The sequence below is a fragment of the Streptomyces sp. SLBN-8D4 genome, assembly GCF_049739545.1.
Classification (GTDB): domain Bacteria; phylum Actinomycetota; class Actinomycetes; order Streptomycetales; family Streptomycetaceae; genus Streptomyces; species Streptomyces canus_C.
Window position 1 is genome coordinate 5,862,261 of sequence record NZ_JBMGQC010000001.1, and the last position, 13,964, is coordinate 5,876,224.

8 protein-coding genes and 1 pseudogene are annotated in these 13,964 nt (G+C 70.1%); 6 read left to right on the forward strand and 3 right to left on the reverse strand.

The annotated features are described in order from the left end of the window. The 5 genes and pseudogenes from mtrB (at position 1) to RKD20_RS26700 (ending at position 7,814) form a co-directional block, all read left to right on the forward strand. Positions 1–2,070: an MtrAB system histidine kinase MtrB gene (mtrB, locus tag RKD20_RS26680; RefSeq protein ID WP_424879922.1), complete on the forward strand. Its 2,070-nt coding sequence runs from the start codon at positions 1–3 to the stop codon at positions 2,068–2,070. Beyond that, positions 2,060–3,904, forward strand: coding sequence for an LpqB family beta-propeller domain-containing protein (locus tag RKD20_RS26685; RefSeq protein ID WP_424879923.1), 1,845 nt, complete (start codon positions 2,060–2,062; stop codon positions 3,902–3,904). The genes mtrB and RKD20_RS26685 overlap by 11 nt, the downstream gene beginning before the upstream one ends. A 303-nt stretch (positions 3,905–4,207) precedes the next feature. Then, a pseudogene (locus tag RKD20_RS26690) lies at positions 4,208–4,552 on the forward strand (ComF family protein); the annotation flags it as partial. A gap of 1,620 nt (positions 4,553–6,172) precedes the next feature. Continuing rightward, positions 6,173–6,865 carry a ribosome hibernation-promoting factor, HPF/YfiA family gene (gene hpf, locus RKD20_RS26695; RefSeq protein ID WP_020121298.1) on the forward strand — a complete coding sequence of 231 codons (693 nt, stop codon included), beginning with the start codon at positions 6,173–6,175 and terminating at the stop codon, positions 6,863–6,865. 202 nt (positions 6,866–7,067) lie between these two features. Beyond that, positions 7,068–7,814 carry a response regulator gene (locus tag RKD20_RS26700; RefSeq protein ID WP_020121297.1) on the forward strand — a complete coding sequence of 249 codons (747 nt, stop codon included), beginning with the start codon at positions 7,068–7,070 and terminating at the stop codon, positions 7,812–7,814. Here RKD20_RS26700 and RKD20_RS26705 read toward each other — a convergent pair. Continuing rightward, positions 7,800–8,993 (reverse strand): winged helix-turn-helix domain-containing protein, encoded by a 1,194-nt coding sequence (locus tag RKD20_RS26705; protein ID WP_424879924.1) that lies wholly within the window; start codon positions 8,991–8,993, stop codon positions 7,800–7,802. The genes RKD20_RS26700 and RKD20_RS26705 overlap by 15 nt on opposite strands. 50 nt (positions 8,994–9,043) lie before the next feature. Further along, positions 9,044–9,616: a GNAT family N-acetyltransferase gene (locus RKD20_RS26710; protein ID WP_424879925.1), complete on the reverse strand. Its 573-nt coding sequence runs from the start codon at positions 9,614–9,616 to the stop codon at positions 9,044–9,046. 271 nt (positions 9,617–9,887) lie between these two features. Between RKD20_RS26710 and secA the strand changes: the two genes are divergently transcribed. Further along, the gene (secA, locus tag RKD20_RS26715) at positions 9,888–12,731 is read left to right on the forward strand and encodes a preprotein translocase subunit SecA (RefSeq protein WP_424879926.1); all 2,844 of its coding nucleotides are present in this window, start codon (positions 9,888–9,890) and stop codon (positions 12,729–12,731) included. Between the two features lie 134 nt (positions 12,732–12,865). Here the strand turns inward: secA and RKD20_RS26720 are convergent, their stop codons facing one another. Next, positions 12,866–13,657 carry an Rv3235 family protein gene (locus RKD20_RS26720; protein ID WP_424879927.1) on the reverse strand — a complete coding sequence of 264 codons (792 nt, stop codon included), beginning with the start codon at positions 13,655–13,657 and terminating at the stop codon, positions 12,866–12,868. Positions 13,658–13,964: the final 307 nt, after the last annotated feature.

Consider the following 13,964-nt stretch of genomic DNA (forward strand, 5'->3'; position numbering starts at 1 on the left):
ATGTCCGGAGACAGTGCCGCGTCGTCGCCCCGGCGGACCGGGGCGGACGCGGGGCGGTCTGTCGGGCGGAAGTCAGCGGGTTCCCGCTGGGGACGTTGGGTGGAGGGCGGCCTGCTCCAGGGCGGAGTCCAGGGAAGCCCTGTCCTGAGGCTCCTCATGCGCTGGGTGCGCCGGCCGCTGCTGCCCGTGATGCGGCTGTGGCGGCGCAACATCCAGCTCAAGGTCGTCGCCACGACCCTGCTGATGTCGCTCGGCGTGGTCCTCCTGCTGGGCTTCGTCGTCATCGGGCAGGTGCGCAACGGACTCCTCGACGCCAAGGTCAAGGCGTCGCAGAGCCAGGCCACCGGAGGGTTCGCGGTGGCCAAGCAGAAGGCGGAGGAGGCCGACGCCGGGACCGGCGACCCGGCCGCGTCGGACGGTCAGTCCGACCAGTTCGTCATCGAGTGGATGAGCAATCTCGTCTACTCCCTCTCCAGCGGCGGTCAGGGCGCCTTCGACGTGGTGACCCTGCCCGTGGGCGGCGACAGCGGGAGCGGGCGCGGCCCGCGCGCCTCGGGCGACGTCGACCCGACGGCCAGCGTCCCCGAGGCTCTGCGCGAGAAGATCGACGACAGTACGACTGCCGCCCAGAGCTACACCCGCATCGTCTACGACCCCTACCAGGAGCCCCAGCCGGCCCTGGTCATCGGCAAGCAGGTCAACGACCCCAACGGCGACCCGTACCAGCTGTACTACCTCTTCCCGCTCACCCAGGAGGAGAAGTCGCTCAGCCTGGTCAAGGGCACCCTGGCGACCGCCGGGCTCTTCGTCGTCGTACTCCTCGGAGCGATCGCCTGGCTCGTGGTGCGGCAGGTCGTCACGCCGGTGCGGATGGCGGCCGGGATCGCCGAGCGGCTGTCCGCAGGGCGGCTCCAGGAGCGGATGAAGGTCACCGGCGAGGACGACATCGCACGGCTCGGCGAGGCCTTCAACAAGATGGCGCAGAACCTTCAGCTGAAGATCCAGCAGTTGGAGGACCTGTCGCGGATGCAGCGGCGGTTCGTGTCGGACGTGTCGCACGAGCTTCGGACACCGCTGACGACCGTGCGGATGGCCGCCGACGTCATCCATGATGCGCGCGAGGACTTCGATCCGATGACCGCGCGGTCGGCCGAGCTGCTCGCCGACCAGCTGGACCGGTTCGAGACGCTGCTCGCGGATCTGCTGGAGATCAGCCGGTTCGACGCGGGCGCGGCCGCGCTGGAGGCCGAGCCGATAGATCTCAGGGACGTCGTACGGCGCGTGGTCGGCGGGGCCGCGCCGCTTGCCGAGCGCAAGGGCTCGACGGTCCGGATCGTGGGCGACCAGCAGCCTGTCATAGCCGAGGCCGACGCCCGGCGGGTGGAGCGGGTGCTGCGCAATCTCGTCGTCAACGCCGTCGAGCACGGCGAGGGCAAGGACGTCGTCGTCAAGCTGGCTTCGGCGGGCGGGGCGGTCGCGATCGCGGTGCGCGACTACGGCGTCGGGCTCAAGCCCGGCGAGGCCACGCGCGTGTTCAGCCGCTTCTGGCGGGCCGACCCGGCACGCGCGCGTACCACCGGCGGTACCGGGCTGGGGCTGTCCATCGCCCTGGAGGACGCTCGGCTGCACGGCGGCTGGCTGCAGGCGTGGGGTGAGCCGGGTGGCGGTTCGCAGTTCCGGCTGACGTTGCCGAGGACGGCCGACGAGCCGCTGCGGGGCTCGCCGATACCGCTGGAGCCCAAGGACTCGCGCCGCAATCGTGGACTGGACGACGCCGGTCTGCCGCGTGGGGGCGGCGACAAGGCGGCCACCGTGCCGGCTCAGCCGACGGGCGACCAGGTGACCTCTCGGGATCCGATAGCGCCCAGGTCGGCCACCGTGGCACCCACGGCGGATCCGACGGCGCTGCCGGGCAACGGCGCGCGCGTGGTGCCCCGGCCGTCGTCGAGTGCGCCACGGCCGGACAGCTCTTCGGGCGGGCACACGCCGGGCGGCGGGACCGCCGGCCGTCCGGACGCCGGGTCACAGGAGTCGTACGAACAGCAGGGGGAGGCCTTCCGTGGACGCTGACCGCGAGGGGCGCGGCCGGCACACGCCGGGGCGGACCGTGGCGTACGCCGCCTGTGGCGTCGTACTGCTGGCGGGGTGTGCCTCCATGCCGGACAGCGGGGATCTGCGCGGGGTCGACTCCACGGCGCGGCAGGACACGCCGGTGCGGGTCTTCGCGATGCCGCCGCAGGAGGACGCCGAACCCACGGACATCGTGCAGGGCTTTCTCGAGGCGCTGACCAGCGACGATCCGAACTACGAGACCGCCCGCAAGTACCTGACCCCGAGTGCGGCGAAGCAGTGGCAGCCGGGGCTGTCCACCACGGTCCTCGACGACGGACCCGGTGCCGACGTCGTGCCGCCCGTGGACCGGGAGCAGAGCGACGACAAGTCGTTCACGCTGGTCGGCACCAAGGTGGCGGTGGTGGACGCGCAGCAGTCGTACTCGCCGGCATCGGGCGAGTACCGGGAGACCGTGCACCTCGTGCACGACAAGAAGACCAAGCAGTGGCGGATCGACAGCCCTCCGCGCGGTGTCGTCATGGGCAGGTCGGACTTCCAGCGGAACTACGTGTCCGTCAATAAGTACTACTTCGCGTCGAACACCAGGGCGGCGACGGCTCCGCAGACCGTGGCGGTCGCCGACCCCGTGTATGTGCGCGAGCGCGTGGACCCCATGACGCAGTTGGTGCGCTCCTTGCTCAGCGGGCCGACGACCTGGCTCGATCCCGTCGTCAGGACGAGTTTTCCCACCGGCACGGCCCTCAGGAGCGGCGTCTCCTCGCTGGCTCCCGACGACCGGAGCACGCTGAGGGTGCCGCTCAACAACAAGGCCGAGCACGTCGGTGCGGACCAGTGCAAGGCGATGGCGGCCCAACTGCTGTTCACCCTGCAGGGCCTCACCCCTGCCGTGGACGAGGTCGAGCTGCAGGCGGGCGGCAGGCAGTTGTGCTCCGCCGCCGAGACCGACGCCAACGGGGACGCCACGCGCGGCTCCGTCGAGAAGCCCGAGTTCCTGTACTTCGTGAACGGCGAGCACCGGCTGGTACGGGTCTCGGCGGAGCCGGACGGCAGCGGTACGAAGGCCCAGCCGGTGGCGGTGCCCGGAGCGCTGGGCGAAGGCGACAAGGATCTGCGCTCCGTGGCCGTCTCGCGTGACGAGCACACGGCGGCCGGTGTCGGCCTCGACGGCAAGGCGCTGTACGTCGGGTCGCTGGTGTCGGGCGGGTCGCTCGGAGAGCCGGTGCTGGTCAGCAGCGGCAAGACGACCGGGGACCGGCTGACCACGCCGAGCTGGGACACCGAGGGCGATCTGTGGGTGGCCGACCGGAACCCCGTCGATCCGCGACTGCTGCTGTTCAAGGAGGGCGCGGGCAAGCCGCTGGAGGTGGAGACGCCGGGGCTGGACGGGCGTATCAGGGACCTGCGGGTGGCCGCGGACGGAGTGCGGATCGCGCTCGTCGTGGAGAAGGGCGGCAAGCAGTCGCTGTTCATCGGGCGGATCGAGCGGGAGGGCAAGACCGGGGACCCGCAGAGCGTCTCGGTGCGGGAGCTGCGCTCCACGACACCGGACCTGGAGGAGGTCACGACCATGTCCTGGGCCGGCGACAGCAGGCTCGTGGTGGTCGGGCGCGAGCAGGGCGGCGTGCAGCAGACGCGCTACGTCCAGGTCGACGGCTCCACTCCGGAGGGGCCGCCGCCGGCCGCGCTCACGGGGGTGAAGGAGATCGCGGCGTCCGAGGATGCCGACATGCCCCTGGTCGCCTACTCGGAGGACGGGATCGTACGGCTGCCGTCCGGGGCGCAGTGGCAGAAGGTGGACGCGGACGGGACGGCGCCGGTCTATCCGGGCTGAGGTGACCGGACCGCCCTGTGGGGAGCGGCTGCTTTTGCCGGGGCGAGGCCCTGGCGAGGGTGGCCGCTTTTGTTCTGGGGCGGGTGGGGGATTCATGGCCGGCGGCGGCTCGGATTCGCCGAGTGGGGCGTGTCGGAATCGTCGTACGGGGTTGATTCGCGGGCTGTGTGCGCGGTCTGCCGGTTAGCTGTATAGGGCCGGTAATTGTGGTGGGAACTGTTGTTCGCGCACCGGGCAGGGTTTTCCACAGGGAGTTATCCACAGGGGTGGTCGGTCGGCTTCGGCGTTGGCACAGTGGTGGGCATGCGCGGGTGGTGGCAGGACCTCACCGATCTGGTGCTGCCGGCCGAGTGCGGAGGCTGCGGGAAGCCTCGCACGGCGCTCTGTCCGGAGTGCCGTGCCGCCTTGTACGGGGCCGCGCCGAGCCGGGTGCGACCGGTGCCGGAGCCGCCCGGACTGCCGGTCGTGCACGCGGCGGCTCGGTACGCGGATTCGGTACGGGCGGTGTTGCTGGCCCACAAGGAGAGGGGGGCGCTGGGCCTTGCGGCGCCGCTCGGTACGGCTCTGGCGGGGGCTGTGCGGGCGAGCGTGCGGGAGGTGTGTGGGCCGGGGGGTGAGGGAGCGGCCTGGGAGGGGCCTCGGGGGGCCTGGGAGCGGGGTTGTGGGGCTTCGGCCGGGCGTGGTGGGGAGTTGGAGGGGGGTGGACCTGCTGGGCGCGGCACGAGGGGCCTTGACGGGGCGGAGGCTGGTGGGGCGGACACGTCTGTGGGGCGGGCTGGTGGGGCGGGGACGTTTGTGGACTCTGCCCGTGGGGCGGGTGCGTGCATGGCCTCTGTCGGCTGGGCCGGGTGGTCGTGGGCGGTAGGTGGGACAGGTGAAGCGGCTTTGGCCGGGGCCCGGGACGTGGCAGGTGTCGAGACGGCCTGGGACAGGGGCGGCCACGCCTCTGGTGTAGACGCCTTGGGCAGCAGCAGCAGCAGCAGCAGGGGTAAGGGCAGCGGAGTGCCGTCGGGGGCAGAGGGGCTGGCCGCACGTGGCGTGTCGGGGGGTGAGTCGTTGGCCGGAACCGGAACCGGGACCCGTGGCCCGAGGCCGGGTGTACGTGTCCGTGGCGGATGGGCAGGGGACGGGATCGGTGTGCCCGTCTTGCTCGTTCCTGTGCCGTCCGCGCGGCGGGCCGTTCGGGCCAGGGGGCATGATCCGACGCGGCGGATCGCCCTTGCTGCAGCGGGAGAGCTGCGGCGGGCGGGGATGGCGGTGCGGGTGGTGGCCGTCCTGCGGCAGCGGCGGGTGGTGGCCGACCAGTCGGGGCTCAACTCCCGGCAGCGGCTGGACAATCTCGCGGGCGCGCTGACCGTGGTTCCCGGTGGCGGACGACTTCTGGCCGAGGGGCTGGTGGTGCTGGTCGACGACCTGATGACGACGGGAGCGTCCCTGACCGAGGCGGCGCGGGCCGTCCAGGAGGCGCGGGCCGGCGAGGTTCGGGCGGCGAGGGCTCGGGAGAACCGGGCGGTGGGTGCTCGGGAGGACATCGCTCGCCGCGGTGAACGGACGACCGCCGGACACCGTGATCATCGACAACAGGGCCAAGGAGGGCGCAGCGGTCCTCGGTTACTGGGAACGGAGTCGTGGCCTGGTGAGCGATCGCCGGGGACTGCGGGACAGCGTGTCCGAGGGCGGCGGGGAACGGACGGATGCCATGGCGAACGGCGGCAGGACGGAAGCGGGCGCCGTGGTGGACGAGTGGTGGCCGGATGCGGCGATGATCCGACGGTCCTCGTGTACACCGCGGCAACTCGGGAAGGCATGGGGGAACGGATGGCCGCAGTGACGGAGGAGGACACGGACCGGGAGCGCTGCGTGGCGACAACGGCGGGCGCCGGGGGCATGCGTGACGTCATCTGTGCGGCAGTGGTCGCGGCGTCGCCGGATTCCTTCGAAATAAACCGGAACTGACTGTGTAGTTGCATCGTTGCAGGTTACGAGAGGATCAATTCACCTGAACGGAGGTACGCCGCGGTAGAGGGTGACGACATCCGTCCAGGCGAGATATGTTCGGTTGTGAGAGAAAGGCGCAGGCCACACCTCGCAGATCCGAATGCCGTGCCCGCGGGATTTCCACCATCACCCGCGACGGTGGAATGGAGATCTTGCCCGCGGGGGAGGAGGTGGACGTCACCGAGTCCGAGGTTCCGGGGCTCACCGGAGCCTGGTGCAAGAGGGAGATGCTCCGCATCGAGGCGGAGCGATCCGGGAACGGAGTTCTGCGTGGACATCGTCGTCAAGGGCCGCAAGACCGAGGTGCCCGAGCGGTTCCGCAAGCACGTGGCCGAGAAGCTGAAGCTGGAGAAGATCCAGAAGCTCGATGGCAAGGTGATCAGCCTCGACGTCGAGGTGTCCAAGGAGCCGAACCCCCGACAGGCCGACCGCTGTGACCGAGTGGAGATCACGCTCCGCTCCCGCGGTCCGGTGATCAGGGCGGAAGCGGCAGCCAGCGACCCGTACGCGGCACTTGACTTGGCGGCGGAGAAGCTGGACGCCCGGCTTCGCAAGGAGCACGACAAGCGCCACACGCGCAGGGGCGCACGGCGGCTCACGGCAGCTGAGGTCCCCGACCACGTTCCGGACGCGGCGACGCTCAACGGCAACGGCCACCCCGTCCACGAGGAAGACTCGGACGGCGTGCCCGTCAAAAAGATCGGCTCGCTGGAGATCAAGGGTGAAGGTCCCCTCGTCGTCCGTGAGAAGACCCACGTCGCCTCCCCGATGACCCTCGACCAGGCGCTCTACGAGATGGAACTGGTCGGGCACGACTTCTATCTGTTCGTCGACTCCGAGACCAAGGAACCGAGTGTCGTCTACCGGCGGCACGCCTATGACTACGGCGTCATCCACCTGAGCACGGACCCGATGGTCGCCCGGGCGCACTCTCCCGCGGCCGGCGACACGACGGGCAGCTGACCCTCCCGGATGACAGCTGAGCCGGTGCCCCTGGAGCGCGTGTGCGCCCCCAGGGGCACCCGCGTGCGACCACTTCGCGCCCCGCTCTGTCACCTCACTGTCGTCCGGGCATGAAATCATGGGCCCACCGGCCCAACCGGTGGGTCGTTGCCTTGGGTTGGCGATGGCACAGGATCAGCCACAGCCTTCAGGGGGAGGAACGATGGCGGACAGCTTCGGACCGCTGCACGGCGCGGACGCCGGCGACGGTGTCGTCGGCATGGGCGCGGACACGGGCTCTCCACGCAAGGAGCCGATCCGGGTTCTCGTCGTGGACGACCACGCTCTCTTCCGGCGCGGACTGGAGATCGTGCTCGCGGCCGAGGAGGACATCCAGGTCGTGGGGGAGGCAGGCGACGGCGCCGAGGCCGTCGACAAGGCCGCCGACCTGCTGCCGGACATCGTTCTGATGGACGTGCGGATGCCCAAGCGGGGCGGGATCGAGGCCTGCACCTCCATCAAGGAAGTGGCACCCAGCGCCAAGATCATCATGTTGACGATCAGCGATGAGGAAGCCGACCTCTACGACGCGATCAAGGCGGGTGCGACCGGATATCTCCTCAAGGAGATCTCGACGGACGAGGTGGCCACCGCCATTCGCGCCGTGGCCGACGGACAGTCGCAGATCAGCCCTTCCATGGCGTCGAAACTGCTCACCGAGTTCAAGTCGATGATCCAGCGGACGGACGAGCGCCGTCTCGTGCCGGCCCCGCGGCTGACCGACCGTGAGCTGGAGGTTCTCAAGCTCGTCGCCACCGGGATGAACAACCGCGACATCGCGAAGGAGTTGTTCATCTCCGAGAACACCGTGAAGAACCATGTGCGCAACATCCTGGAGAAGCTGCAGCTGCACTCCAGGATGGAGGCGGTGGTCTACGCGATGCGGGAGAAGATCCTAGAGATCCGCTAGTGCCTTCACGAGGGGCTCGCGCAGGTCCGGCGAGTCCACCCGCTCGACCCGGACGTCCGTGCAGTCCACCCAGCTCGCCGCCTCGGCCAGGGCCTGCGCGACCGCCGGGATCGCCTTCGGGCCGTCCACAGTCACCTGCCTGGCCACCAGCGTGCTCCCCTCCCGGGCCGGGTCCACGCGGCCGACGAGACGGCCACCGGCCAGCACCGGCATCGCGAAATAGCCGTAGACCCGCTTGGGCTTGGGGACGTACGCCTCCAGGCGGTGGGTGAAGCCGAAGATCCGCTCCGTGCGCGCGCGTTCCCAGATCAGGGAGTCGAACGGGGACAGCAGAGTGGTGCGGTGGCGGCCGCGCGGTGCTGTCTCCAGAGCGGCGGGATCGGCCCAGGCAGGCTTGCCCCAGCCCTCGACCGTCACCGGCACCAGACCCGAGTCGGCGATCACCGCGTCGACCTGTTCGCCCCTGAGGCGGTGGTAGTCGGCGATGTCCGCGCGGGTGCCGACGCCCAGCGCCTGGCCGGCGAGACCGACCAGGCGGCGCACGCACTCGGTGTCGTCCAGCTCGTCGTGGAGCAAATCGGCGGGCACGGCGCGCTCGGCGAGGTCGTACACGCGCTTCCAGCCGCGGCGCTCCACGCAGACCACCTCGCCGTACATCAGGGCACGCTCGACGGCGACCTTGGTGCCCGACCAGTCCCACCACTCGCTGGTCTTCTTCGCGCCGCCCAACTCTGTTGCGGTGAGGGGGCCTTCGGTGCGGAGCTGCTTGATGACCTGGTCGTAGGTGCCGTCCGGGAGCTGGTGGTTCCAGTGCGGGCGGCTGCGGTAGGCACGGCGGCGGAAGGCGAAGTGGGGCCATTCCTCGATGGGGAGGATGCACGCCGCGTGCGACCAGTACTCGAAAGCGTGGGGTCGGTCCGGAGACGCGCCGAGGGGTGTGGTCGTCCAGTAGGCGGCCTCCACGCTCTTGCGGCCCACCGCACCGAGACGGGCGTACGGGATCAGCTCGTGGGAGCGGGCGAGGACCGAGATGGTGTCGAGCTGGACCGCGCCGAGGTGACGGAGGATGCCGCGGACCCCGGCCCGGCGGTCGGGGGTGCCGAGGAAGCCCTGGGCGCGCAGCACGATGCGGCGGGCCTCGTCGGCCGAGAGGTCGGTGGTGGGAGGCGCAGTCGTCATGGGTCCGAACGATAGAGGCCGGCACTGACAACGGGAGGTGAGCTGCGGATCTACGGAGCCGCGGGGAGGTACTGCAACGTGGACGGCAGGCCCAGGTCCGAGGGCAGCAGCGCACCTACCCAGCAGTCCCGGCGCACGCCCTGGTGGGCGAGGCCGGAGCGCAGGACGCCCTCGACGACGAAACCGGCGCGTTCCGCCACCGCAAGGGAGGGTTGGTTGCCCACTTCCGCGCGCCACTCCACGCGGTCGATCGACAGCTGCGTGAACGCCCAGCGGGAGGCGGCGCGCACCGCTTCGGTGACATAGCCGTTTCCGCGGTGTTCCTTGGTGGCCCAGTAGCCGATCTCGGCCGTGCCCGGCGAGCGCATGGTCAGGCCCAGCATGCCGACCAGGTCCTCCCCTTCGGGGAGGAAGAGACCCCAGGTGAACATCGTGTCGTTCGCCCAGCCCGTCGGGGCCAGTTGTTCCGTGAAGCTCTGGGCGTGCTCCACCAGGTAGGGCGAGGGGATCGTGGTCCAGCGCAGGATGTCGGGGTCCTGCACGGCCGCGAGGACGGTCGCGGTGTCCTGCGGAGTGGGCGGCCGCAGCAGGAGACGGTCCGTGGTCAGCGTGACGGGTTCCATCGGCCGATTCTGCTCAGGTGTTCGGTGAGGACGCCATCGCTTTCGCTGTGAGTGAGCGAGTGATCACAATTCGCGCAATTCGTGAGCGGGGCGCGGCACCATCGGCGTTCCCCCTCCGTTGTCCCCTTTGAAGCAGATTTGAAAGAGCTGACAGTCGGCGTACCCAGCAGGCCTCCCGACGTGGCGGGGTCCTCGCATACGATGGCCGTTGCTCAGTAAGTCAAATGGAAACCGACCGTCCTAGGCCCGACCGGCAAGGAGACCAACCCCCGTGTCCGTCCTCTCGAAGATCATGCGTGCAGGCGAAGGCAAGATCCTGCGCAAGCTGCACCGCATCGCGGACCAGGTCAACTCCATCGAAGAGGACTTCATCGACCTCTCCGACGCCGAGCTGCGGGCCCTGACCGAGGAGTACAAGCAGCGCTACGCCGACGGTGAGAGCCTGGACGACCTGCTCCCAGAGGCGTTCGCCACCGTGCGCGAGGCCGCCAAGCGCGCGCTGGGCCAGCGCCACTACGACGTGCAGATCATGGGCGGCGCCGCCCTCCACCTCGGCTACGTGGCCGAGATGAAGACCGGTGAGGGCAAGACGCTCGTCGGCACGCTGCCCGCGTACCTGAACGCGCTGTCCGGCAAGGGCGTCCACCTCATCACGGTCAACGACTACCTGGCCGAGCGCGACTCCGAGATGATGGGCCGCGTCCACAAGTTCCTGGGCCTCGAGGTCGGTTGCATCCTCGCCAACATGACGCCGGCCCAGCGCCGCGAGCAGTACGCGTGCGACATCACGTACGGCACGAACAACGAGTTCGGTTTCGACTACCTGCGCGACAACATGGCGTGGTCCCAGGACGAACTCGTCCAGCGCGGCCACAACTTCGCCATCGTCGACGAGGTCGACTCCATCCTGGTCGACGAGGCCCGTACGCCGCTGATCATCTCCGGCCCGGCCGACCAGGCCACCAAGTGGTACGGCGACTTCGCCAAGCTGGTCACCCGCCTGAAGAAGGGCGAGGCCGGCAACCCCCTCAAGGGCATCGAGGAGACCGGCGACTACGAGGTCGACGAGAAGAAGCGCACGGTCGCCATCCACGAGTCCGGTGTCAGCAAGGTCGAGGACTGGCTGGGCATCGACAACCTCTACGAGTCGGTGAACACCCCTCTGGTGGGCTACCTGAACAACGCCATCAAGGCGAAGGAGCTCTTCAAGAAGGACAAGGACTACGTCGTCATGGACGGCGAAGTCATGATCGTCGACGAGCACACCGGCCGTATTCTCGCCGGCCGCCGCTACAACGAGGGCATGCACCAGGCGATCGAGGCGAAGGAAGGGGTGGACATCAAGGACGAGAACCAGACCCTCGCCACGATCACCCTGCAGAACTTCTTCCGCCTGTACAAGCGCCACGACCACAACGGCAAGGAACAGCCGGGCCTCTGCGGCATGACCGGTACGGCCATGACCGAGGCCGCCGAGTTCCACCAGATCTACAAGCTCGGCGTGGTCCCGATCCCGACCAACCGGCCCATGGTCCGCAAGGACCAGTCGGACCTGATCTACCGCACCGAGGTCGCGAAGTTCGAGGCGGTCGTCGACGACATCGTCGAGAAGCACGAGAAGGGCCAGCCGATCCTCGTCGGTACGACGTCGGTCGAGAAGTCCGAGTACCTCTCGCAGCAGCTCAGCAAGCGCGGCGTCCAGCACGAAGTGCTGAACGCCAAGCAGCACGACCGTGAGGCGACGATCGTCGCCCAGGCCGGCCGCAAGGGTGCCGTCACCGTCGCCACCAACATGGCCGGCCGTGGTACCGACATCAAGCTCGGCGGCAACCCCGAGGACCTCGCCGAGGCGGAGCTGCGTCAGCGCGGCCTCGACCCCGAGGAGCACATCGAGGAGTGGGCCGCGGCTCTGCCGGCCGCCCTGGAGAAGGCCGAGCGGGCGGTCAAGGCGGAGTTCGAGGAGGTCAAGGAGCTCGGCGGCCTCTACGTGCTCGGTACCGAGCGGCACGAGTCGCGCCGTATCGACAACCAGCTGCGCGGTCGTTCCGGCCGTCAGGGCGACCCCGGTGAGTCCCGCTTCTACCTCTCCCTGGGCGACGACCTGATGCGGCTGTTCAAGGCCCAGATGGTCGAGCGCGTGATGTCGATGGCGAACGTCCCGGACGACGTCCCGATCGAGAACAAGATGGTCACGCGTGCGATCGCGTCCGCGCAGTCGCAGGTCGAGCAGCAGAACTTCGAGACCCGTAAGAACGTCCTGAAGTACGACGAGGTCCTCAACCGGCAGCGCGAGGTCATCTACGGCGAGCGCCGCCGAGTCCTGGAGGGCGAGGACCTGCAGGAGCAGGTCGTGCACTTCATGGACGACACGATCGACGCGTACATCGAGGCGGAGACCGCCGAGGGCTTCGCGGAGGACTGGGACCTCGACCGGCTGTGGGGCGCGTTCAAGCAGCTATACCCGGTGAAGATCACCGTAGAGGAGCTGGAGGAGGCGGCGGGTGACCGCGCGGGTCTGACCGCCGAGTACATCTCCGAGTCCATCAAGGACGACATCCACGAGCAGTACGAGGCGCGCGAGGCGCAGCTCGGCTCCGAGATCATGCGCGAGCTGGAGCGCCGGGTCGTGCTGTCGGTCCTGGACCGCAAGTGGCGCGAGCACCTCTACGAGATGGACTACCTCCAGGAGGGCATCGGCCTGCGCGCGATGGCCCAGAAGGACCCGCTGGTCGAGTACCAGCGCGAGGGCTTCGACATGTTCACCGCCATGATGGAGGGCATCAAGGAGGAGTCCGTCGGCTACCTGTTCAACCTGGAGGTCCAGGTCGAGCAGCAGGTCGAGGAGGTCCCGGTCGAGGACGAGAGGCCGTCCCTCGCCAAGCAGGACTCCGTTCCGGCGCAGGCCGGCGCGCGTCCCGAGATCCGCGCGAAGGGACTCGACGCCCCGCAGCGCCGGGACCTGCACTTCTCCGCGCCGACCGTGGACGGCGAGGGCGGTGTCATCGAGGGCGAGTTCGCCGACGACGACGACGAGCCCGTGCGCTCCGAGGCGGACGGCCTCACGCGCGCGGAGCGGCGCAAGCAGTCCCGTGGTCGGGGCCGGCGCAAGAAGTAGTGCCTACGGCGTGACGAGCGCCGTGGCGGATCGACGTGACGGTGCCGGTGGCGCCGTGACATGAGAAGGGCCGGTCACCTCGGGGTGGCCGGCCCTTCGGCGTGTGAGGGGACTCGCGGGCTTCTCCGGGGCTGTCAGTCCTCGTCCGGACGGGGAGCCCGGGAGCCGCCCAGTTCGACCGCCGTGCAGCGCCAGCGCAGGTCCTGGCCCTGTTCCAGGCGGAAGGCCATGGCGCGCAGCTGGTCGCCGGCACCGATGCGGGCGAAGGCCTCCACGGCGCCCTGGCGGGGGACGTAGTAGCCGATGTCCCGGACGACGGGCCGGGCGCCGCGGGTGCGCAGGGGACCGCGTTCGGCGAGCCGTGCCAGCTCGTCGTAGGCGCGGCCGGCGGTGTGCCGGAGCATCGAGTGGACGGGGCGCTGGCCGCTCAGAACGGCGAGAAGAAGGTCGGCGAAGAGGTCGGTGGGGCGGGGCTGGGGGACCGCGGGGCGCCGCGGGGTCTGGGGCGGGACGACCGCCGGGGTGGCTGTGCCGCGGGCTGCGGTGCGCGTCGCGGTGGCGGTGTTGCCCGGGCCGGTAGCGGCGCTGTCCCTGCCTGAGCTGGTGCCGCGCGTGCCGGTGGTCGTGGCGTCGGCCGTGGTGGCGCGCGTGCCGACGGTCGTAGTTCCGGCCGTGGTGCCGCGCCGAGCGGCTCCCGTGGTCGTCGCGTTGGGCCCCGGGATGCTCTGCGGACGGCTGTCCGTGGGGCCCGTACGGGTGCGGGGGCCGCTGCCGGGGGAGCCCGGTGGGCGGCCGTCGCCCGGGGCCGTGCGGGGCGTGCTGCCCCCGGGTGTGCGGGGCGGCGTGCCGCCCGGGCGGCGGGAGTCGCGGCGGGCCGGCGGGCGGGTGCCGGAATGGTGCTGGGCCCTGGTCATGACCTTGTTCATGGGATCCCCGTTCAGCGGGCCCGGAAAGTACCGGGCGGTAACTTCTGGTTGGGGATCTTGTACGGGGCCGCGGACCGCGGCGGCAAGTGCGAGGAGGGCCGGGTCGGGCGACCGGAAATGTTCACCTATCAGGGTGATCCAGGGGTGCGGAAGCCCGTGAATCCGGGGGCGGGGCGGGTGAATTCCGGGCCCGGGGTGGACGCCTGCCGAGGTCTGGGCAGGGACTCGAAAGGGGACGCCCGCACGTATCCTGAAGGCCTTCGCGGAGCCCCGCCGATGATGTTCTCCGACCACGAAAGCGGCCAGT